Here is a 23,472-nt window from a genome sequence, read left to right as displayed (position 1 = left end):
CTAGTAGAGATACCAAAAGAGTTTGGCTGTAAGATGTTAGATAAACTGAGGTATTTACAAGCATTCATGAGTGAGAATATCAGTTATGTACATTGGTTTAGAAAGATGGTGATATTAAGCTGAAATCACGCTTTTTGCAGGAGTAGTGTGTCCATCTTTAGGATAACCTCATGTCTGATTCAACACTTCTGGGGAATAGCTCCTAAATAAATTAAACACTATCAAGAATCTTCGAGAATAATTTGCGCGATCGCCTTGAGGATTTGCAAGACATCATATAAGTGATTTTCTGTTTCTGAAAGCGAAAAAACCTTAGATAGTGTATAGGTTAGCTCGACTTCTGAATTGAGTTTAATAAAACGAAACTCGCGCCCATTGGTAATCATGCCAAATAAATCTTTTTTAGAATCTATTTCAGGCGATCGCTGGGGACTAGATATCATATAAGTCAAGGCTTGTGGCAACGCCATCATCACATCATATTGAATGCTTTTCGCTTCAATTACCACCACCCAAATCGTATTTTGTAAAACCAAAACATCAATCTGTCCCCGCACTGTTTCTGCACCGTCCTGAGACACCACCTCAATGGATTCTTCTAAAGTTGTATAAAAAGGTGGCTCGTAAAATCCTGCCAACGACAGCAAAGGTGACAGAGTAACCATCTTGACCGTTACTTCCAAAAGCGGACGCTCGGCAAGATAGAGATATTGCTGTTTCGTGCGATCCAAAATTTGTTTCTCAAGATCACTTAGGGCAGGCGCATCTTGCAGTAATAGTGTAAAAAAGCGATCGTTTTGACCTTGACGAATATGAAATTTTGCTTTCACATCATATAAATTCAGTCTTGAGGCTTGTAATGTTTGAACCATGATTTTTCTCCTAAATCAATTCAAATTTATCAAATTTATATTTTGGTTAAATGTAGGATGGGTTAGCGATCGCATAACCGATCATCTTTAAGCACTTTATGCAATTGCTTTATGCAATTGCTTTATGCAATTGATGCGTTACGTTGCACTAACACATCCTACGAAGCTATCACTAAAAACGGAAGCCAGGGATAAATGATGGCACAGGCACACCAATCTGCCTCAAAACACCGACACCCACAGCCAATGCAAAGTCCTGCTCCCAACTCCTCACCTCTTCGCGAGTGGGTTTAGTTGTCGGCGTGTCGTCAGGCTTAGAATTATCAAAGGCAAGATCGGATTTATTCAAATTGAGCGAAGGCATAATCGCTGTAAAACTATTCACAGGAACGGCAGCATTCAAACCTGTTTTAATTTCCACACCACTTGCGGTTGATTCTTTCTCGCGATCGCCTTGACCATGAATTCCCACCACGCGACCACTGACATCAAATACGGGTCCACCACTCATCCCCCTTCTGGTAACGGCGGTGTAGCGCATTGTGTAGCCCCCTGGGCGCTTATCAGGACGGCTAGAAACCTGTCCGTTGGTAAACTCATACTCACGTTCTCCTGCTACTTCAATGGACATGGGATATCCAGAGATATAAACCCCCGAACCAATGCTGGCTTCATCAGAATCGGAAATTGGCGCAACTGCTTGTTCGTCAGGACTTTCAAACTTGACGATCGCCAAATCGAGATCGCCCGCAGTTTTCGGCAAATGGATAACTTGCGTCACATTATAAGTCTTCTTCTTGCTGGTATAGATTTTGTAATCGAGGCTAGAATTTTTGACCACATGATTGCAGGTCAAAACGGTATAAGTGTTACCACTCTTGGCAATAATCACGCCAGAACCACCCAGATTTGTTCCTAATGGATTGTCAATGCGGACAGTGGTTGGTACGGCGACTTGAGCAACTTCCTTGGCTGTTTTTGCTGATGCTGCCATCGGTTGACTAATGGTGATCGCTGCCACAATTGCCGTACCCGTCAAAACATTGGATAAATCGAAACGCATATGTGACTCCTGATGTATTTATTTAAAGATGAGAATGGATAGAAAACCGTAAATAGGTACTAATGGGAACGCCCCAACTTGCTTTCAGCATTTGTTGCAAAAGCATTGGTGAAGGTTCAGTACCATCGTCAAAAGTGTAACCACCAAAGTCTGGATCACGGTTTTTAATGCGACCATTGATTCCCACTAAAAAACCTGATTCATCAAAAATTGGACCGCCACTCATGCCCACCACAATATCGTTGCTATAGCCGATGCTGTAACCCTGTGTCAGAGATTTAGCTGGTAAGAGTGATACAATTCCTTCCGTAAAACGGAAGCCTTGCAGACCTATAGCAAAAGTTGTCACTAAACTCCGATCGCGATAAATGGGAAATCCCGAAGCAAAGACGCGATCGCCTATCTGCAAAGGTTCGCGCCTAATGTGGGCAATCGCATAGGGTTGCGGACTGGAAAACTGGGCGATCGCCATGTCGTTATCGCCAAACTTAGCAGTATGGGATTTTGACATTAGCGAATGTTCTAAGCCATCGGGAGTGAGAATAACTGCGCGATCGGCAAACTGCAAAACATGAAGATTTGTCAGCACTGTATAGGTATTTCCTGACTTCCCAACCATCACGCCAGAGCCAGAAGTGATCGCAGTTCCAGAATTATTGAAAATTAGGATTCTCACCGTAGTGGCAATTGCCGATTGGTGAATGCGCGTTTTTAATAATCGGGAATGATCAGGGGAAATTCCTTGAGGGCTTTTACTTGGCTCAACTGCCATAGGATTAGCTGGAACTTTCGTTGCTGCCAAAAAATAGCTAATAAAAACCATTGAGATACCAACAAGCAGTACCTCAATGGTTCTGTAAGTTATTTGTAAAAGTAGTTGCAACGGCGATCGCTTGGACATCGGCTCAAACCTAAATGGAGCTAGTGGCAACTTTAATCAAAATCACCTTTACGCACGCCCGATGCAGGTTGGGGTTTAACCGCAGGATTATTGACCGCAGGAGTTGTTCGGGCTGGCTGAACTTTGGTTGTAGCAGCAGCGTCACGTCCTAGCCGCCCACTTACGTCAATGTAAGGAATTTCGGCACTTTCACTGAGAACAGGCACACCCGCTTGCCCCTCACGCAAGCCGAAGAAAGTATAAAGCGTCCTGATCGCATCCTGTCCTGGCTTGAGGGTATAGATCAAGCCGCCACAACGTCCATTCTTCTCACTGGCGGTGCAGATCACATTTTCCCCATTCATGCGCCCCACAGTCACATATTTGAGGAGCTTGGCAGTTCGATAGGATTCTAAACGATTGCTCACTTCCCGACAGCGAGTTGCAGGTGTCCAACCCGCATCAGTAAAGAAGTTAGAATCCCAAGAAATCCATCTTTCTACCCCACCCTCTGAATTTTGGTACATCGTGGCGGGGCTGCCACCCGATGTATCACAGTAAAAACCTTGACCTCTCTGGGCTTGGCTAGGGTTTGCCGCAAGAAAGATACTGGCGATCGCAGTTGCACTCAAAGCCAAAACATTGACAAAATTAGTTTTCATAGTTTTAGACGTGACACTGATGAAATTCTAACAGGCTATATCATCAGTTGCGGCTAGCAATTAAAGAACTAACTTTATTAACCAAGTCCGCCGTTGCAAAACCCTTGGTGAGGTAGTCTGTAGCGCCAAGGCGGCTGGTTTCCCTTGACCATTCTTCTGCTAAACGCGAAGAAATTACTAGAATCGGCATGGTCATTCCCGCTTGACGGCAGCGATCAATTAGGGTGAATCCATCCATTTGTGGCATTTCAATATCAGTGATTAGCATGGCGGGCTGTTGATGGCGCTGCAACCACTGCCAAGCCTCCATGCCATCCTCACAGGTGGCAATATCATAGCCTTGGGGGGCGAGGCTGCTTTCAATGCGCCGCCGCATCAATGCCGCATCATCAACTACCAAGATTTGCCGATCGCTGGCTAGTTCTAATATTGAGGCATCGCTATCACTGCTAAAGGCAATCAAATCTGGATCTGCACCAAAAAATGCTTCAGCAAAGGATAGTGCATCGATCACGGGAATCAATTTACCATCGGGCATTAAGCTCATCCCCACTAAGCCAATGGGGGCATTGAGGGGGCTAGGGATGGGCGTAACTAGTAAGTCACTCTGCCCAACGAGGGTATCGGCAATGAGCCAAACGCCCTGTGCATCTTTATCATAGGCTCCTAGTTTTTTGGTGCGAACGGCGATCGCTGTGGGCAATAGAGGACGCATTGCCGACTGTCCTTGCCAATATTGATAGAGATCGATCGCTGGCACGCTGCCATTTTCCTCATTAATCTCAATGGTGTAGTCTTGGCGATCGGTTTTGTGCCAGACCAAACTCTCCATTAATGCTGTGGTATAAATTTCGGAAGTGGGAACCGCAAAGGTACGTTCTAATGCCTGCAATAGCATACAGCGCACAAATAAATGCGGTACAGGAATCTGAATTGTAAAGTTAGAACCTTTGCCCACCTGTGACACAAGGTTAAGTTTGCCATTCATCTGTGCCACTTGACTTGCCACCACATCCATCCCCACGCCGCGCCCAGATATATCACTCACCGTCTTAGCGGAGGTAAATCCCGATTGGCACAATACACTCAGTAAGCGATCGGGTGTACTAGTATCGGTTAGGGGTAAATTTTTGGATTTGGCGATCTCACTGATGCGATGGGGATCAACGCCACGACCATCATCACGAATACTCAAGTCAAAAATACTACCGCGCCGCTTGAGGGACAATTCGATGCGCCCTTGGGCTGGTTTGCCAAGTTTTTGGCGTTCTTCAGGTTCTTCGATGCCATGATCGTAGGAATTTCGCAATAGGTGCAGCAATACGGGTTCAAGGTTACGCAAAGTACCTGCATCAAGTTCGATTTGTTCTCCGATAATCGCAAATTTCACCGATTTTCCCACCCTTGCCATCAAATCCCGCAGAATACCTCTCGCTCTGAAAGCAAGGGTTTCAAAGGGAACGAGCCGACTTTCTTCGATGGTTTGCTGAAGGTTACGCAGACTGCGATCCAAAACTTGAATACTGTCGGCGGTACGTCTTGCCGATTCGCCAGTTTCTGAGCCTAGCTCAATCAAGCGTAGGCTAATTTCTAAAAGGCGGTTAATGGCAATATAGCCTTGCCGATAGCGCTCCACCTTCAGCCCATCCTTTTCCCCTGCCACATCCAGCAAAGCATAGTCATCCTGCACCTCCCGTAGTTGGGTAATGTACTGCACGCTATTTTGAGCAAGGGTAACTAGAGGCATCAGGTTAGTGAATACGGACTGATAGAAGCTTTGGGTGGCTCGGGTTGCCATCATCGTTTCGACAAGATATTGCGACGATCGCTCTAGACGTTCTAAAGGCACGGGGATCTGCACATCGGCGGCAGGGGTGACGCTAAAAGCAGGGACAGCGATGGGTTCGGGCTGGGTGATTTCTGGTACAGAGGTGGGCAGCAAAGCAAGCACCCCGCCCTGCCGCGCCGACCCTTTGACCTCACGCAAAAAGGGCATCCATTCGGAGCGCCACAGTTCACAGTCAAGGCGATCGCAGAACTTCTCTAAACCTACCTGCACATACTCATGCCAATCTTTCGCCAAGCCGATTTCTGTACCAATCTCTAACAATTGGGTGATCGTCATTTGGGCTATCTCCAGTGCCGCCGCAGTGACTTCCCCTTCAGGAGGCAAATCTTCGATCGCCATTTCCAAATCCAGCGTCACGAGGTCAAAGCCTTGATCTGCAAATTCCTGCTGCACTTGGCGCATTTCATTCCATTCGGGCAGATATTGTGCCTGAATGCGATCGCGCAGGGTTTGGATATAGCGAACTGCCGCCTCGGCACTGCTTGCTGCCATCTGCGGATCTGCCATCTGCACCACGCCGATCAGCAATTCCCCCGCTTCGATCAGATAGTTCACCAATTCGCCATCTTCAAGGGGCGGAGCCGCATCCAAGTAACGCAGGTCGGATAAGAGATCTTCGAGAATCGTTGCCACCTGCAACAGAGATTGAAACCCAACCGTAACCGCACCGCCCTTAATCGTATGCACAGAGCGATATAACTGTTGAATATCGGTACGCCAAGTGTCGGCGCTAAGATGGCTCACAGTTTGCACATATAGTTGCAGATCTTTCTGGGTATCTATTTCAAATAGATGACGCAATTCGTCTTGCAATTGCAGATCGTTAAACTCTGAATTTGCCATTACTTTCCGATACTTCCAACCTCAATAAAATCTATATCTTCAAGCTCATTTGCCGCTAAGTCAGTTGCATTAGCTTCTGGCATCAGGGGCAGGCGGAAAAATTGTACCTTTTCTAGCAGTTGCCTTGCTAACATTCCCATTCTGCCCGATTGATCGCGGGTAAATTGCGCCTGAGAAGCAGAACGCTCGGCGATCGCCTCAATATCCTGCATCGAAGCCAAGCTAAATTTAACCGCTTCCGCGATCGCTCTTGAAGATTCTGTTACCGATGTGCCGATCTCCGCAAGCTCTTCTGTCACATTGGCAATATTCGTAAAGGTCTGCTCAGAACTATCAACGCTATTGGTAAAGTCTGACACCAAGCTATTCACGTCACGCACGTCTTGATCGATACCCGATACCACCACATCAACGGAGCCTGTGCGCTGTTGCAAGACGATTAGCCCCTGATTGGTTTGGGTCGCTAGGGCATTAACCTGTGAGGCGATCGCTTCAAATTCCCTTGCCACAGAGACAAATTGTTCAGGATCGCGTTGTTCTAATGCCCTTGTTGCCACCATCGAGGCGTTAGTTGCCAGTACTTGGGTGAGCGAGGCAAGCCGCTTTTGATCCAGCACAAATTGTTTTGCCAGAGCCACGAATTCACCAAGGTTTTTAATCCGTTGCACCATCTGCACCGTAGCAGCCTGAAGGGAGGTGATCGAAGCCGTCAAGTCAATAATTTGCTCCTCCCCCTGCCGCACCGCCGATCGCACCCTCTGCACCGCCTTGTTCGCCGCGATCGCCTGTTGAGCGGCATCCTCTGCCAACTGGTTCACATCCTCAATCCCTAAACGGGCTTGCACCACCAGTCCTTCTTGTTGTTGAGCATTTTGCGACACGGCGATCGCCAACTGCTCTAGGCGATCGGTGCGTACTGTCACCTGCTGCGCCGTCTGCAACACCGCCGCCAATACCTCTGCCAACTGTTCCGACAGACGATTGAGCGTATCCGCAATCAAACCCGTCGCATGGGGGCTGACCTCCGCCTTTGCCGTCAAGTCCCCCATTTCCAACTCAGACACCACATCTAGTAGGTGAGAAATTTCATTCTGAAAAATATTATTTTGCGACTCCGCCTCAACTTGGGCGTTAGTTTGCTCAGTTTTATTTTGAGCCAAATTAGTCGTCATCAAATTAAACACATCCGCCAGTCGTCCCACCTCATCCTTTGCACCCACCGCCACAGTCAGGTTAAAGTCACCTGCCGCATATTGCCTCGCGATCGCCTCTAGTTGCCGAATCCGCTTGCTGAGGGTGCTACCAATAAATAGCCCAAATAGTGAACTCATCACAATCAATAAAAAGCCTAACCCAAACACAAACAAAGTTGCGCCAGATAACTGGTTCTTCGCTTCAACGCTGACAATTGGTGTAAGGGTATTACTCAAATACAAAGAGGCGATCGCCAAACCAGATAAGGACAAGAAACTAGTCGAGCCAATCGCAAATAAAATTTTGGCACTAATCGGCAAATCATTGAGCCAACTACTATTATTCGATACCTGCTTAGACATCGGCGCAGTGACATCGGCAGGTTTTCTCCTTTGTCTTGCCCTAGGCTTCTTATTTGAAAGGGGAGATTTATTTGCCATATCTGTTTATGTTTAACAGGATTGCTCCTGCATGAATCCAGTCATACCAACTAACAAAAGTGCGGTCATCCTTGCACGTATTAAAGATAAAACCAAGTCAGAACCAAGTCAGAACCAAGCCAAAACCAAGTCAGAACTTTAAATGTGCAGAATAAAGCTACGTCATTTTGCGTCTCGGTGTTAAATCTGTAGCAGTTTGTAAATAAACATACGACAAGATTAAGATCCGAAAATTTAAAAACGCAAGAGTTCTAGTACTTACAAGATACAACCATATGCAGCATTACCTTGGTGTGCCTCACAACAATACGCCAAATTAATTACTCGTTCTATGTAATGATTTTGCTCAATAGCGATCGCTGGTAAGGCAATAATTTCGGGTGCTTTATAGGGATGTAGGGAAGTCAATCTGGCTTTTCGATGATAATTGAGCGAACTTGACTTGGTGAGTTGAGGATCATTGCTGCTGCCCTGTTAATTTTTTCTCCATGGGATTTAGTATCGTCTGCTATCAAGGTCGACAGTGCAGTGCGATCGCTAATCTAGGTTCTCGTGAAGTTGAGGGTGAGAATATGGCGTGATATGGGTCACAGGGCTTACGCCGTGAACTTCGATCAATATATTTACCACTTCGTAAACATTGCTTTTTTGTAACACAGAAACTAAAAATATCTGATATAGTCGTTATATCAATTGATAGATTGCGTTGCCATCGCGCAATGGTCATCACCAACTCCTGATTGACTGACAAAAATAATTGTAATCCTTGTCAGACAAGATGTCTGACCCACAAAAGCAAAATCGATTTTGGCGATCGGGGGAAGGATTTACACAAGTATTTCTAGTGTTAGTAGGTTTTGTAAAGGGCTTGTTTTTGGGACGAATGGATATCAAAAAAAAAGCTCAAAGAATTGAAACTATGTTGAAATCTATTTTTGAAACCTGTGTACCACGCGATGAAGTGCTTGGGGGGAACCTATCAGAGGATGTATTTGCTGCAAAATTAAAGCAAGTGGTGGATGGTAATGCGCCCTTAGTTTATCAAGACCCAAATACATTTTTTGCAAATACATTTCCGACAAATGGACTCAAGACCCTGATATCCGAAGTGTTTGGGCGTTTAACAGGTAAGGATACTGGTTCGCCTGTAATTCGCTTAGAAACCAGTTTTGGCGGTGGTAAAACCCACGATGAAATCGCGATTTGGCATATTGCCAGAAATGGAAGACTAATAAATGGGTTAGATAGATTTGTAGATGACATTACAATTATTCCCGATCGCCCGATCCAAGTGGCGGCGATCGCCTGTCAAGATCTTGGTGGTGTGGAAGGGGTTTTACACCAAGAGTCAGGATTAACTATTTACACAATATGGGGAGAAATTGCCTATCAACTTGGCGGAATTGATGGTTATAGATTACTGAAAGGGGCAGATGAACAGAGGGTCAGTCCTGGTACGCAAGTGTTACAAAGAATAATCACCGATCAACCAACAGTAATTATTCTTGATGAAATTGCTCAATATTTGCGCCGAGCGAAAGCTATTACCGTTGGTAGTAGCGACTTGTCTGGTCAAGTCGTGGCATTTTTATTTGCACTCATGGACTTAGCTGCTTCTTGTAATAATCTGGTTCTGGTATATACTCTTGCTTCTGTATCTGATGCTTTTGGCGAAGAAACTGCCACTCTGAAAGAGGAGTTGGAAGCGCAAAAAACCTCGGCTCGACAGGAACGGGTGCTGAGTCCAAGTACAGATATTGAAATTTACAACATTGTTAAGCAAAGAATTTTTAAAAGTATTGACGAAAAGATAGCTAAGAGTGCTGCTCAGGAATACTTACACACCTATAGAGCCAGTCGGATCAATTTGCCAGATAGCTGTAAAGATGCCAATCATGCTCAGATTTTGCAATCTAGCTATCCTTTTTCTCCTGAACTCTTTGATCTACTGACAAAAAAAGTTGCATCAATTCAAAACTTTCAACGTACAAGGGGGGCATTGCGCCTATTGGCAATGGTGGTGCGATATTTATGGCAAGATCCAAAGGCTTGGATACCAATGATTCATCCGCATCATATTCCGATTGGGATAGATGAAGGAGTGACAGGAGAATTTACATCAAGACTACAAAGACCCTTGATGCGTAATCCGATTCAAGCGGATATTTTTAATGCCGAAGGAAAGCCTGCCCATGCTCAAGTCCACGATCGCCAGTGGGAAGCGGCAGGTAAACCACCATTTGCGACTTGGGTAGCCAGAACGATTTTCTTACATTCGATCAATCAAGGTACTGCGGCAGGGATTCGACGTGCCGAGCTAAATTTAGCTTTGCTGATGCCTCAAGTTGAGATTAGTTATATTGACCCTGTATTAGATCGATTAACGAGCGTGGCATGGTATCTGGATATCGATCCGATTACAACGATCGCCCGTTTTAAAGAAGAACCATCGATCAATAAAATTATTGCGGAAGAGAAAGAGCAGATTGGCAATCTCACAGCGAAAGACCATCTGCGATCGCGTCGCGATAGCATTTTTGCCAATAAAGTATTTACCTTAGTTGCTAGTCCTGAAAGTTCGGGTGATGTTGACGATAAACCTGATGATATTGCCCTTTGTGTAATTGACTTTGATCAAGGAACTGTGAATGCTTCCACCGATGTTGCACCGAATCTAGTTGAGCAAATTTTTAATAATACGGGTGAGTCTGGTAAGTTCCGCACATTTCGCAATCGGTTGCTGTTTTTAGTTGCCAATAAGCAGGAACTAGAGCGAGCAATTGATATTACTAAAGAGCATCTTGCCATTCAAAACATTCTCAAGTCACCAAATCGTCAAGAGGACTTATCAGAAAATCAGCGTAAGCAACTAAAGGAACGGGGTGGCGCAAAGGATTTAGAGGTAAGAGTTGCTTTAACTAATGCCTACCGCCATTTGTTTTATCCAACCAATGATCCTGTAAAAGCACCGAAAGGATTGCTGCATTTCACTTTACCTGCGGAATCTTCCAGTGATGTCAAGGGTAATAAGAACCAACAAGATGTGATTCTCAAGTCTTTAAAAGATTGCCAAAAGATTCGAGCAGAAGATGCTGGTGCATTTGCTCCTGCGTATATTTTGCAAAAGGTGTGGTTAGCGGGTTTAGACCATTGGACAACCAAAGCTTTAAAAGAAGAATTTGCCAAATCTCTTGGTTTGCAGATGTTGCTAGATGCAGATATTCCTAAGTTACGGGAAACAATCCGTAAGGGCATACAGGAAGGGCAATGGGACTTAAAGGTTGGCACGAAGGTTTATATTCGGGGTGATGATGGTAAAGGTCAGGGAAGCAAGCACGATGCTTGCGCTACGCCTGACACAATTGAGTTTTCCGATCGCATGGAGTTATATCGGCGTGGCATCCTCAAGCCACCTGAGCCACGTGTGATTGAGTTATCTGCTCAGGTAATGCCCAGTAGTGAATTAGCTAAAACTGTGAATTTACGCTGGCGATCGCAAGGTGCGTTATCGGTCAAGCTTTATCAGGATGGAGTACCGATCGCTGGTGAATTTTTACCATCGGATAGTCGTCAGGTACAAATTAGTCAAACCACGACTTTTAAAATTGTGGCGGACTATGGCAATGGGGAAACCGCAGAGAAAGAGACTAATGCTGTGATTTCATCCTATCCAGTTGGAACTGCTGCAAGTTCAGGAACTGGCGTAAGTGATATAAACTTACCTCTTGAGCTGCTAAAACCTGAAATCATTGATCTGTCTGGTACTGTTAATGCTACGTTTACAGGATTTAGCGATCGCTGTGCTGATTACAAAGTAAAAGCGATTCACAGTATCGAAATTATGATCGATCAAGTGACGGACTATCGCAAGCTGATGACAGCTTTCCCATTACTCAGTAAATTTGTCTTTGAGATTGATCAGAAGGCAACGATTCAGATGGACAAACAGTTTGTGCGTTTCGACTATCAAGGCGGATTGCGTGGTTTTCAAAGTTTCTCGAATCCTATCAACGCTTTGCTGAGTGCTGAGGGAGTTAGAGCTAATGTGAGTCTCAAGCTAACATTTACCTTTGACCCTGCGATCGCGCCCAATGGTAATGAATTGCAAACTTTACAGCAAGCCTTAATGCGTAACCCTGTTGATCGCCTATCTCTAACTACGAGGGTAAGTTACTAAATCCTAATTTAAGAAACCGTAAGCGCAGGCATCTTGCCTGCGGATTTCTGGGTATATGCAAGCAAGATGCTTGCGCGGACGTTAATTAATCTTTTGGAGAGAGGTAATGCAAGAGTTTCAACTAAGGGTTGTACCCACCGACAACAATAATTTTGCTTTGGAGCTATACCAATGTGCTTATAAGCAAGCGGGTGAAAAAAAGCGCCCTGCGGCAAAGCGAATCGGTAAGCTCAAGGGTAATGCGTTGGTGCTGACCAGACAGGCGATCTATGCTGCATTGAAAGCAAATAAGTACGATCCCAAAACTTTGAAATGCGATCGCCAAGCGCCCTATGTCCTTGATGAACAGTCAGGGGTAAGCTTGGCTTTGCTATTTCAGACGGTGCAGCCACTCTCGAAGGAGGAGCGTATTGCCAATATTGCTAATGGTGTGACGGCGATGAGTAATGAGGAGGCGCATTATTGGTTTGCGAAGGTGTCCAATGGGTCTAAAAGAAATGCTCTTAAAGCAATTCGGGTGTTGCTGGGAGACTAAGAAAAGAAAAATCAGGAACGAATACGAACCCTTTGGACTACTTGAGTCTTAAGCCTTAGTTCATTGTACAAATCAACATTATGATCAGAATGCTCAACTGATACTACTATTGCGTATCGCTGGGAATCATACTCTCCTTCCTTTACCCATTTTCGATTACATGCGACAACCAAGTAGAGTGGGTTCTCTATTATATACAGCGCCCTATCCTTTATTTTGACCTTACCACTCTGGACTGTTCCTTTTTTTCGGAGATTCACTCCTGGGGAAAGATCGACGGTAATACCTGAACCTGGGTACTGCTTCTTTAGATCCTCGATGGAAATTTCTGTAAAGTCATTCTCTGATTCGGTCTTTTTGGCATTGACAAAGGCATTAGTGATCTTCTGAGGATCATCTATATTTCTAAACAAATGAAATTCCATAGTTATTCCAAGATAGGAATCTCCTCTTGTTGGTCGTGTTGGGGGATCGAAAGCAAGTGTTACTGTTAAAGTCCTATCACCTTTAGTTTCCAGAAAACTTTTGGGTAAAGGTGGAATCTCATACATCTGGAAGTTCCCAACAGGGATTTTTGCATTGTCTACTAGGAGAACAACATAATTCTCGACTGAGTATAATGCTCTTGCTAAATTAGGTCGCCCATAACCATAGATTTTGTTTCTGTTATTTTTATGCGTATCTCCCTGAAAGGCAGAAGGAATTTCCTTTGGTAAAGTGGCAGAGTTAACAATTAAAGCTCTAATCAAGTTGGAACTAGCGTTAGGGAACTCTGTGAAAAGTTGAGCAGCTATATTGGCAATGCGAGGGGCAGCAAAGCTAGTGCCACAGTATGCTCGGAATAAAGAGGAAGACGAATCTTTAGATAAAGTCAGAATTGCCGCACTAGGATCATTATAGATAACTCTTGTTCTATCTATTACAAGATCGCCACCAAAGTCTACAAGTTCTGGCTTAATTGCTCCATCTACCCCAAAACCAGATCTGGTAAACGGTGAAGGATATCCAAGAATTTTTGCCACTACGTTTCTCTGAGCATCTTCGTGATAAAAGAAGCTACCCATACCCAATGATAGTGAACCTACAGAAAGGGCGATAGCAGAAGTTGCAGGTTCGATAATTCCTGCTTTTTCATTCAGAAGGTAGTTAGGGTAATCACTATGAATTAGTTCATTGGAGTCAGGGTTATACTGAAAGTTGCCAGCCGAGATGACAAAGACAAGGTTTTTATCCTGATAGCTGTATGCAATTTCGTCAATTTTGGCTGCCAATCTAAATTGCTTCTGTCCATCTGTGAAGACTAAGCGCGAATCTCCTAAGGAAATGTTAATGACTTTGCAATTAGGATAGGCTTTGATGAAATAATTAATAGCTTTCTCTAGCTGATTCTCCAAAAGAGAGTCGGGATCGTACTGATTATTTGCATCTGTTACACGGGCAGAGAATAACCATGCAGTTGGTTGAAAAAGACGATTGGTAATACATTGCTTAATATCTCCGTAGATAGCAATTCCTGAAACACCTGTACCATGACCGTTTTCATCATTAGGACTGGATAGGACGAAATTGGGAGCGGAAAATTCTGAGGCTTCTGCAAGAGCAGGGATAATCGCTGGATGCCCTCCATGCACACCTGAGTCAATTACTAATATTCCACAGATATTATCGGGAGGTGGGGCAATTTCAGGAAAATCTGACAAAGGAGGGTTATATTCGCTAGAAGACTCAAAGGCTGGCTGGGGTCTGCGGTCTATTTCTTTAACATATTCATCTGTAAGTAGGATATCTTCTACGAACTCTTTGGTAACTTTAATTCTGGCTATGCAGATGTATTCACCAATATATCTATCGCTAACCCGCATGGGCGAATCTTCTGTGATTGTTCTAAGCACCTCATCTAAATTATCCAAGTAAGTTTTCATCTCTACGAGATCGCCTGTATGCCATAGTTCTAAATCTAGGGCGACAAGTTCGTTAGCTTCTAATGGTTCTAGTTCTAACCTTCGACCTACGCGATCCTGTGGTTCTAAGGGGACTATATCCTCGATCACATCCAAATAGCCATAGTCATAACCCTCGCCCACATTACTATAGACTTTCAGCTTTTCTTGAAAATTTGTAAGTTCTTGTTCAGACGAGAAAACAACGATAGCTTTCTGTTCGCTTGATTCTTGAGCGAGTAGGGTTAAACCTATACCTGGCAGACTAGCTTCTGGCAATATACTTTTTGGTGCTAGTTTAATTTTGAAGATTAGCTTTGGGTTAATAGTAAAGAGAGATCGCTCTTTTTCTGGGCGTTTTAACAAACCTAATACTTGATCTGATAATTTTTGCCCGTGACTACTGCGATCTCGGTTTGTACCACCAGAGCTACCTCCCCCCTTACTTCTTTTTGGGAGATTAATAGTGGTTACGGGTAGTTTGAGATGTTCAAATTTACTCATATTGGCTTAACTTATGTTTTTTAAAAAGTCGCCGAGCGACTTATGATGCCCTGCCTTTCTGTATAACGTCTTATGCTAGTTTGCAGATCGCTATGAGTCAACTGACGATCGCCTCTCAGAATTACTGCTTTCATAGCATCAGCGCAGATACGTTCAATGTCTGCCCCCGTTGCCCCTTCAAGTTTAGAAGCAATTTCTTCAAAAGAGATTTTTTCATGCCTGAACGCAGATAGATAGTTAGTTAATAACTGGACTTTTAACTTAACGTTAGGCTTATCAAAAAAGAGGATTTCATCAAATCTACGCCATACAGCACTATCAAGCAACGATTCATGGTTTGTAGCGGCAATAAATAGACTTTTGCTATTAGAGGTATCGATAAGCTGAAGCAAACTATTGACTAATCGTTTGACTTCACCATGCTCGTTCAGTGTATTGCGATCGCGGGCAATAGCATCAAATTCATCGAATAAGACTACCCATTCACCTGTTTCCACATAGCTGAAAATCTTCTTTAGGTTTGTAGCCGTTTCACCTAAAAAAGAAGAAAAGACTGCCGTTAGGTTAACGTAGACAAGTGGTATTCCGAGAACTCCAGACATCACCTTAGCTGTAAGAGTCTTGCCACAACCTGGTGGTCCGCAAAAGAGTAGCTTTAACTTTGGTTTTAGTCCATAGGTTTCTAAAACTTCTTGCTTACGATTTTCAAGTGCAACTGTCTGGAGTATTGCAAGATTAGTTTCATTAAGGATTACCCGATCCCATGAATAATCAAATTTTTGAACATCAATAAGTGCCAATCCTGTCTCCCGATCTTTGGGGACTTCGGGATAGCGATCATAGTTAAAGCTATTAGAAGCTAGTGCTTTGCCATTTGCGTTTTGCAAAATTTTTTCGAGATCTCTAGCGAGGAGGGCGTGATTTTTAGCTTTTTCTTCTTCAATAATTTCTGCTGCCGCAGCAAAGAATCCTTCTCTTTCATTGAGAGAAAAGTTTAAGAAGAGTTTTCTCAGAAGTTCTCCCCTTGCCATACGATACCCTATTTGTTACTCCAGTTTTCACTAAGCCATACTCAACTAAATCAAGATTTTTGATTTCAAAGATCGAACTATAATAACACTATTATTGTCTCATTGATTATACTGCTTTTAGAATATGCCCCAGCCCGATCGCAAACCAGTTTTTATCGAAAAAATTATGCCTGTGAAGCTGCTGAATGAGCAGGTTTACTATGAAAATGGGGGCAACCCGTTTAAGGGTTTGCATCGGTGGTATTCGCGGAAGCCGTTGTCGTTTAGTCGGGCGAGTGTGTTGGGTTCGCTGTTGCCTGCGGATATCAGCATGGAGGAGTTTGAGTATTTGCTAGGCTTAGATATGGCTAGGGCAAATGAAAGTGAGACTGAGAAAAGCAATCGCCACCAGCGCACAAGGCTATATAAAACGCCGCCAGATCCTGAACGGGTGAAGCGGGTACAGGAGCTTTGTGAGCAGATGTGGGGAGATAAGACTCCTGCGGTGTTGGATGCGTTTGCGGGTGGTGGGTCGATACCTTTTGAGGCGGCGCGGTATGGGTTGCGGGTGTTTGCGTCTGACCTGAATCCTGTGGCGGTGGTGACGATGAAGGCGGCGATCGAGTTTCCGTTAAAGTTTGGGGCGGCGTTGCAGGAGGATATTGATAAGTGGGTGAAGTGGGTTGGTGATGAGGCAGAGAAGCGGCTAAAGGATTTTTTCCCGTCTCAGGATGGGGAGAAGGTGCAAAATTATCTCTGGGCGCATACTGTTGTTTGTCCGAGTTGTCAGTCAGTTGTGCCGCTTAGTCCGAATTGGTGGCTTGATAGATCGCCAAGTGCGATTAAAAAGGGTGAAATTTGTGCGGTTAAACCGATACCAAATCTGGCAGAAAAACGGGTTGATTTTGAATTAATTAAGGGCAAAAAGGGTAAAGGTAATTCTATTCAAATGCCTGATGGTGATTATGATCCTGATGATTTTTCTACAGTTTCTCGTAGTGTTGGGAAATGTCCAAATTGTCAAAATGTCATCGAGCAAGAATATTTGATTAATTATGCTCAAACAAAGGGATTTGAACATCAGATTTATGTGGTTGCTTATAAAAAAAATAAAAGCTCACTAGAATTTAGAATGCCTAATGAGATGGATGCTTTGGGATATGAAAAAGCGACTCAAAAAAGTCAAGATTTATATGATGGTTCTTCTTATCATTTAATTCCACAAGAACCTTGCAGCGACAATCCTCAATATATGATGGCTTATCGCTACGGGTTAACGACATGGGACAAATATTTTAATCCGCGTCAGCTTTTAACTTTGGTAACTTATGCTGAGATTATAAATGAGGCTAAAGAGAAGATTAGAAAGGATTTAGGCGAAGAAAAATCACAGGCTATTTTGACTTATTTATCGTTGATTATAGATAGATGTGTTGATCATAATTCAAGAGTTTCTGGATGGCATTCAACTAGAACTATGTTAGATAGAGCATCAAAAACTCATGCCCTGAATTTAATTTGGAATTATCCAGAACTCAATGGAGCATCGAGGGCTTGGATATATTGTGCAAATGCAGTTTCAGAAGACTATACAAAACTCTGTGAATTACTCGGCACAAAGATTAATTCGTCAAGCTTTCAAGAACTAGAGAATCATACTGAAAAAACATTTCAAATTGATTCAGCTTCAGCCGATAGTCTATTTCATTTAGAAGATACAAGCATTGATGCAATTGTTACTGATCCGCCTTATTACGACACGATTCCCTATGCAGAATTATCAGATTTCTTCTATGTTTGGCAGCGTAGAGTTTTAGGAGATGTTTTCCCAGATTTATTTTTACAAGAACTCACAGATAAAGATCGAGAAGCTGTTGCAAATTTGGGGCGATTTCGCGATATGGGAGTCAGTCCCAAAGAACTTGCTTACCAAGACTATGAAGCCAAAATGCAAAGCGCCTTCGGTGAATATTACCGAGTTCTCAAAGACAACGGCGTAATGACCGTACAGTTTAATCACAAAGACTCTGGCGCATGGGATGTTCTTGCCCAATCCCTCATCACCGCAGGATTTGAAATCACCGCAAGCTGGGCAGTCAGCACCGAAAACCCGCAAAATCTGCACCAAGCCCAGAAAAATAGCGTTTCTAGTACCGTCCTGCTCATTTGCCGCAAACGTGACCCCAACGCAGGACAAGCATGGTGGGACGACCTCCGCCCCGAAGTCGCCAACCTAGTCGAACAACGCGCTCCCGACTTTGAAGCCAATGAAATTCAAGGCATCGACCTTTATCTCAGCGCCTTTGGTCCCGCCCTCAATGTCTTCTCCCGCAACTATCCCATCCTCGACAGCACAGGCGTAGAAGTTCGCCCCGAAGTAGCCTTTGCCGAGGCACGAAAAGCCGTAGCCAATTATCGTTTCCGCAAACTTGCCCAAACCGACACCGCAGGATTTGACCCACTGACACAATGGTATTTCCTCGCTTGGGATGCCTTTCAAGCCCGTGAATTTCCCTTTGATGATGCTAGACAGCTTGCCCTCGCTATTGGCGGTTTCAACGTTGCCGACCTCGGTAAAACCTACAAACTCCTCGACATCAAAAGCGGTACTTGCAAACTCCTCAGCCCCGATCAACGCTACAAAAAACACGCCTTCTCCCTCGTTGACAATGAATTTTCCGCCCGTTATCTCATTGATGGACTGCACGCCATCACCGCCATCTACCTCGAAGAACAAACCATCGAACCCGTCCGCCGCTTCATCAAAGCCACAGGCTTACTCAGCAATGAGATGTTCATGCGAGCATGGGAAGTAGCCCTGCGCGTCATCCCCCACATCAGCGATCCGCGCAAACGCATCCCCGAAGAAAAAGCCCTTGCCGACCTCTGGCTGGCGATGGATGAGATTAAAGCTAAGGTTAGTTATGTGCAGCCCGAACTTGACTTGTCAGGTGGTCAGATGGGTTTAGATTTTGATACAACAGAATTAGAGGAGGAATAGAGAAAATGGAAATTCAGTTGCATGATATGGTCGTCCTAACCAGCAATATTCGCGCCAAGCAATTCATGGGCGATCGCTGGGTTTTATTGAGGCGCGGTCAAGTAGGTACAGTAGTTGAAGAATATGAGGATGGTAAAGCCTTTGAGGTTGAATTTTCAGGCACAGATGGACAAGCTTTTGCAATGATCGCTGTTAAAGCAGAGCAACTAATTTCACTACACTATGAGCCTCTTGAGCTAGATTTAGCCAGCTAATTGACCAATCTTTTTTAGAGGTTGAAAAAATGATTAACTAACAAGAATTTTTCATGTCCATCTTTTTTTGCTAAAATTTAAGCACAACTGTATCTTCAAACGAAAAGCATGAATACGGTAACTTTAAATCTTGAGGCGATCGCCAAAATTGCTGACGATCAGTTCCATGAGCTATGTCTCGCCAATCCTGATATCAAGTTTGAGCGTAATTCTAAAGGTGAGGTAATTATTGTGGCTCCGACGGGTGGAGAAACGGGAATTTATAATGCGGGTTTAGTTGCTCAGTTTTGGATTTGGAATAATCGCTTTAAACTTGGCAAAGTCTTTGATTCTTCGACTTGCTTTAAGTTGCCTAATAATGCTAATCGATCGCCTGATGTCTCGTGGATTAGCTTAGAGCGATGGAATGCATTAACTGATTCTCAAAAAGAAAAGTTTCCTCCGATTACACCTGATTTTGTTTTGGAGTTGATGTCGCCAACGGACACGCGCAAAGAGACGCAAGCGAAGATGCAGGAATATATCGAAAATGGCGCAAGACTGGGCTGGTTGCTAGATCGCAGGGCGAATATTGTCGAGATTTATCGCCAAAACCAAGCAGTAGAAGTTCTCACTAATCCTGATGTGTTATCTGGTGAGGATATCTTGCCTGAGTTTAGTTTAGACTTGCGATCGCTCTGAAAAATAAATATTTCTAAGTTGGAACCAATACTAACTCTTGCTAGAGAACATGAAAAACCTTCGCGATCGCCACTGGAAAATCGGCTACGGCAGTGATGAAGACAACCTAATCACCGACTTCTATATTCCTGCCCTCGAATGCGCCCTGCAATACGATCGCAAAGCAGGATTTTTTAATAGCAGCATTCTCAGCCGTGTCGCCAGAGGCATCGGTGCATTACTGGAAAATCAAGGCAGAATGCGCCTGATCATGGGCTGTCAGTTTTCGCCCGAAGACCTCCAAGCCGTCCAACAGGGGTACGCCTTGCGGGATGCTTTGACTAGCCGCCTAGATACCGACCTCACCCCACCGAGCAACTTTGCCCAACTCAAGCATTTTGAAATTCTCAGTTGGTTAATTGCTAATCAATATCTGGACATTCGCATTGCCATTCCCCTCAAACCAAGCGGCTTACCCGAATCCAGCGATCGCGTTCTCGATCCCCAACATCTCTTTCATGAAAAAGTGGGCATTATCACCGATGCCAATGGCGATCGCTTAGCCTTTAATGGCTCTAACAATGAATCAATTGGTGGCTGGCAAGCCAATCGCGAATCCTTTCACGTCTTCTTTTCATGGGATGGCGGTAGAGATTTAGAACGGGTACAACATGAAAGCGATCGCTTTGAACGTCTATGGAAAGATGAACTTCCCAATGTGCGAGTGTTTGAAATTCCCACAGCCGTAAAACAAAAGCTATTGCGTTATGCACCAACCCAAAAGCCAGACTGGAAACCACAAGCTGAATTTGATGATAGACCTTTGCCAAATCCTAAATTAAATTCTGATTTCCCGTCCGATAAAATTTTGCCTGATGATCCCCCGTCCGCGCACGCTTCTAGCGTGCAAAATCCTGAAAATGAGGAATTTGAAAATAATGAGAAATTTGAAAATCAAGAAAATTCTCCTTCTCTTTTAGAGGATTGCAAGCGAGACGCTTGCGCGGACGAGATTCAAAAGGAAAGAGAGCAATTCCTTCAACTCGCCAATATTCATGACCATGCAGGCTGCCTAGACTTTTCCGTTAAGTCCATTCCCGTCAAACCTTGGGCGCACCAAATGAAAATCTTGCGTCGCATGGCAGCCGAGTTTCCGCGCAATGCCTTAATTGCCGATGAAGTTGGCTTAGGCAAAACCATTGAGACAGGCTTGGTATTGCGTTATTTGTTACTGTCCAAAAAAGTAAAACGAGTTTTAATCCTCGCTCCTGCCAGCGTTCAACCGCAATGGCAAGAAGAAATGCGCGAAAAATTTAACTTACATTTCTGGTCCTATGGCAAAAATGAACTAATCGATCCTTACAAACAATCTGTCACAGTTACGGGAAACCCTTGGAATCAGCAAAACCTAGTCCTTGCGTCTAGTCATTTGGTGCGGCGTAAAGAGCGAATGCAAGAGCTACTAGAATCCGAACCTTGGGACTTAGTAGTATTGGACGAAGCCCACCATGCAAGGCGTAAAAGCCCACAAAACCGCAAAGATACCCCTAACCGTTTGCTAGAACTCATGGATCGGCTGCGGGCAATTACTCAAGCCCTACTGTTGCTATCAGCGACACCCATGCAAATCGATGCGATCGAAATGTTTGATCTACTCAAACTCATCGGTTTAGAGGGACGTTGGCGATCGCCCGATGCTTTCTGTGAGTACTTCGCCACCCTCGCCGAACCCGCCGATCCGCACAATCTCAACTTTTGGCAAACCATGTCTGTCGATTACTTTGCTACAGGTGGACAGCCTTGCCCAAAAATTCAAAAAGCTTTAGAAAATAGCGATCGCCTATTGGCTTGTCAGATTGAAGATGTGTGGCAAAGTGGACAAAAGATTACATCTCCGCAAAAATATCTAGCCAACGATCATTTCATCAAAGCTTCTAAGCAATTTCTAGGCGCAAATACCCCCATCAAAGACCTGATGTTTCGCCATACTCGCGACACCTTGCGGGAATATTACAAACGCGGCTTTTTGGATAAAGATGTCCCCGTTAGAGAAGTCTTTGATAATGCGATCGTCCTAGAACCAAATCGTGAAGTTTTGCTATATCAAGAGGTGAGTAATTACGTCCGTCATTTTTATCGCCTTGCTCAAAAGGAAAACCGCAAAGCCTTGGGCTTCTTGATGACCCTCTATCGCAAGCGTCTCACCAGTTCCTTTTATGCGATCGAGAAATCCTTACAGCGCAGGTTAGATTGTCTGCTAACCCAACAGGGAAATCTATTAGCCGATGATGACTACAGCGACTTAGACGATGCCGATGACGCAATCATCGAAGGTTTAGAATCCTTTATGGAACCTGTCGATCCTAAAGAAATTGAATATCTACAAGAACTACTCACACAGTTTGAGAATACAGGAGAAGATACCAAACGTTCAGAATTTATTAAAAAGCTCCGTCAAGAATCCTTAGAGCGCGATAGTGCGATCGTCTTTACGCAATACACTGACACGATGGACTATCTGCGCGATACCTTGCTTCAGTTGTACGGTTCTCAAGTTGCTTGCTATTCAGGACGTGGCGGCGAACTATACCAAGAAAATGCTTGGCAGATTTTCCCTAAAGAAGAAATCAAAAGACGGTTTCGCGATGGTGAAATTAAACTCTTACTTTGCACTGAGTCAGCCAGTGAAGGGCTGAACCTGCAAACCTGTGGCGTTCTCTTTAACTACGATATGCCTTGGAATCCCATGCGCGTAGAACAACGTATCGGACGGATCGATCGCATCGGACAGAAATTCTCACAGGTGAGAATCCATAATTTTTACTACGATGGCACAGTAGAAGCCAAGGTCTATCTTAAATTACGCGATCGCATTAAAGCCTTTACCACCGTTGTCGGAAATCTCCAGCCCATCCTTGCCCGCGTTCCCACCTTTATCGAACGCGCCGTGATGAGTGCCGATCCACTTGAAGAAGATGTCTTGCTATCAGAGTTTGACCAAACCTTAGACATATCTCCCTTGCAGCCCAAAATCAATGAAGCTGTAGCCATGGATGTCGATGCTGACCTTACTGAACTGCGTAAACCGATTCCAACCTCTCCCTTCGATGCTGAGGCGATCGAGCAAATGTTTACGCGATCGCTTATCCTGCAAAAAGCAGGAATTACTTTTGAGGATGCTGGAGACAAGGTTTGGACATTGCGATTAGGAGATACTGGGCGATCGCAAGCTGTAGATTCTGGGCGATCGCAAGCTGTAGATTCTGGGCAATTGCAAGCTGGAAGCTTGCGCGAACGGTCTTATCAAGTTACTTTCGATCCAGATATCTTTGATGAGCATCCATCCTTACGTTTAATGACCTTTGGCGATCCCTTATTTGAAATACTTCTATTCAAAGCATTGCCATGTTCTTGGTTGCCTGTCTCTTACAATAGTTGACGATTTTGCAATGGGTTGAGGGGTTTTATGATGAGTTGGTGTTTATAGGGGATACGGCGATCGCTTCGCCATTATTGGGAGATTTAGATTTGACTGCGGCGAAACTCTGGCAAAACTAAGCTGTATATGTATATCTTTCTGTACAATGA

At 44.3% G+C, this 23,472-nt stretch carries 15 protein-coding genes and 1 pseudogene; 7 read left to right on the top strand and 9 right to left on the bottom strand.

The window, feature by feature from the left end; all coding sequences use genetic code 11:
* A pseudogene (locus tag H6F44_RS23200) lies at nucleotides 1-123 on the top strand (IS4 family transposase); the annotation flags it as partial.
* 98 nt (nucleotides 124-221) lie between these two features.
* Here H6F44_RS23200 and H6F44_RS13295 read toward each other — a convergent pair.
* From H6F44_RS13295 to H6F44_RS13265, 7 genes are all read right to left on the bottom strand, one after another.
* Nucleotides 222-872 (bottom strand): type I restriction enzyme HsdR N-terminal domain-containing protein, encoded by a 651-nt coding sequence (locus H6F44_RS13295; RefSeq protein ID WP_190351465.1) that lies wholly within the window; start codon nucleotides 870-872, stop codon nucleotides 222-224.
* 172 nt (nucleotides 873-1,044) lie between these two features.
* Nucleotides 1,045-1,935 (bottom strand): S1 family peptidase, encoded by an 891-nt coding sequence (locus H6F44_RS13290; RefSeq protein ID WP_190351463.1) that lies wholly within the window; start codon nucleotides 1,933-1,935, stop codon nucleotides 1,045-1,047.
* 22 nt (nucleotides 1,936-1,957) lie between these two features.
* Entirely contained in the window at nucleotides 1,958-2,707 is a 750-nt protein-coding gene (locus tag H6F44_RS13285) for a S1 family peptidase (RefSeq protein ID WP_206754465.1), read from the bottom strand.
* Between the two features lie 161 nt (nucleotides 2,708-2,868).
* Nucleotides 2,869-3,477 carry a COP23 domain-containing protein gene (locus H6F44_RS13280; RefSeq protein ID WP_190351459.1) on the bottom strand — a complete coding sequence of 203 codons (609 nt, stop codon included), beginning with the start codon at nucleotides 3,475-3,477 and terminating at the stop codon, nucleotides 2,869-2,871.
* A gap of 43 nt (nucleotides 3,478-3,520) precedes the next feature.
* Nucleotides 3,521-6,169 carry a hybrid sensor histidine kinase/response regulator gene (locus H6F44_RS13275; RefSeq protein WP_190351458.1) on the bottom strand — a complete coding sequence of 883 codons (2,649 nt, stop codon included), beginning with the start codon at nucleotides 6,167-6,169 and terminating at the stop codon, nucleotides 3,521-3,523.
* A complete protein-coding gene (locus H6F44_RS13270; RefSeq protein ID WP_190351456.1) occupies nucleotides 6,169-7,803 on the bottom strand; it encodes a methyl-accepting chemotaxis protein in 1,635 nt (544 codons plus the stop codon). Before H6F44_RS13270 ends, H6F44_RS13275 begins: the two co-directional genes overlap by 1 nt.
* A gap of 258 nt (nucleotides 7,804-8,061) precedes the next feature.
* The gene (locus tag H6F44_RS13265; RefSeq protein ID WP_190351455.1) at nucleotides 8,062-8,211 is read right to left on the bottom strand and encodes a hypothetical protein; all 150 of its coding nucleotides are present in this window, start codon (nucleotides 8,209-8,211) and stop codon (nucleotides 8,062-8,064) included.
* Between the two features lie 511 nt (nucleotides 8,212-8,722).
* On the opposite strand from H6F44_RS13265, the gene H6F44_RS13260 reads away from it, so the two are divergent.
* Nucleotides 8,723-11,980, top strand: a complete 3,258-nt coding sequence (locus H6F44_RS13260; protein ID WP_190351471.1) for an ATP-binding protein — start codon at nucleotides 8,723-8,725, stop codon at nucleotides 11,978-11,980.
* Between the two features lie 106 nt (nucleotides 11,981-12,086).
* Nucleotides 12,087-12,515, top strand: a complete 429-nt coding sequence (locus H6F44_RS13255) for a DUF7680 family protein (protein WP_190351453.1) — start codon at nucleotides 12,087-12,089, stop codon at nucleotides 12,513-12,515.
* Nucleotides 12,516-12,526: 11 nt separating this feature from the next.
* Here H6F44_RS13255 and H6F44_RS13250 read toward each other — a convergent pair whose 3' ends face one another.
* Both H6F44_RS13250 and H6F44_RS13245 read right to left on the bottom strand, forming a co-directional pair.
* Entirely contained in the window at nucleotides 12,527-14,959 is a 2,433-nt protein-coding gene (locus H6F44_RS13250; RefSeq protein ID WP_190351451.1) for a S8 family peptidase, read from the bottom strand.
* A 20-nt stretch (nucleotides 14,960-14,979) separates the two neighbouring features.
* Nucleotides 14,980-15,990, bottom strand: a complete 1,011-nt coding sequence (locus tag H6F44_RS13245) for an AAA family ATPase (protein ID WP_190351449.1) — start codon at nucleotides 15,988-15,990, stop codon at nucleotides 14,980-14,982.
* A 124-nt stretch (nucleotides 15,991-16,114) separates the two neighbouring features.
* Between H6F44_RS13245 and H6F44_RS13240 the strand changes: the two genes are divergently transcribed.
* The 4 genes from H6F44_RS13240 to H6F44_RS13225 all read left to right on the top strand — a co-directional run bounded on the left by H6F44_RS13240 (nucleotide 16,115) and on the right by H6F44_RS13225 (nucleotide 23,323).
* Nucleotides 16,115-18,970 (top strand): DUF1156 domain-containing protein, encoded by a 2,856-nt coding sequence (locus H6F44_RS13240; RefSeq protein WP_199302118.1) that lies wholly within the window; start codon nucleotides 16,115-16,117, stop codon nucleotides 18,968-18,970.
* A gap of 5 nt (nucleotides 18,971-18,975) precedes the next feature.
* Nucleotides 18,976-19,224, top strand: a complete 249-nt coding sequence (locus H6F44_RS13235) for a DUF4926 domain-containing protein (protein WP_190351447.1) — start codon at nucleotides 18,976-18,978, stop codon at nucleotides 19,222-19,224.
* Nucleotides 19,225-19,332: 108 nt separating this feature from the next.
* Complete coding sequence (locus tag H6F44_RS13230) at nucleotides 19,333-19,905, top strand: Uma2 family endonuclease (RefSeq protein WP_190351445.1); 573 nt, start codon at nucleotides 19,333-19,335, stop codon at nucleotides 19,903-19,905.
* 49 nt (nucleotides 19,906-19,954) lie between these two features.
* Nucleotides 19,955-23,323, top strand: a complete 3,369-nt coding sequence (locus H6F44_RS13225; protein ID WP_190351443.1) for a helicase-related protein — start codon at nucleotides 19,955-19,957, stop codon at nucleotides 23,321-23,323.
* Nucleotides 23,324-23,472 lie beyond the last annotated feature (149 nt).

Origin of the sequence: Pseudanabaena cinerea FACHB-1277, from assembly GCF_014696345.1 — a bacterium.
Lineage (GTDB): Bacteria > Cyanobacteriota > Cyanobacteriia > Pseudanabaenales > Pseudanabaenaceae > Pseudanabaena > Pseudanabaena cinerea.
The sequence above is the reverse complement of the archived record's forward strand: the minus strand, read 5'-3'. Positions and strand labels throughout refer to the sequence as shown.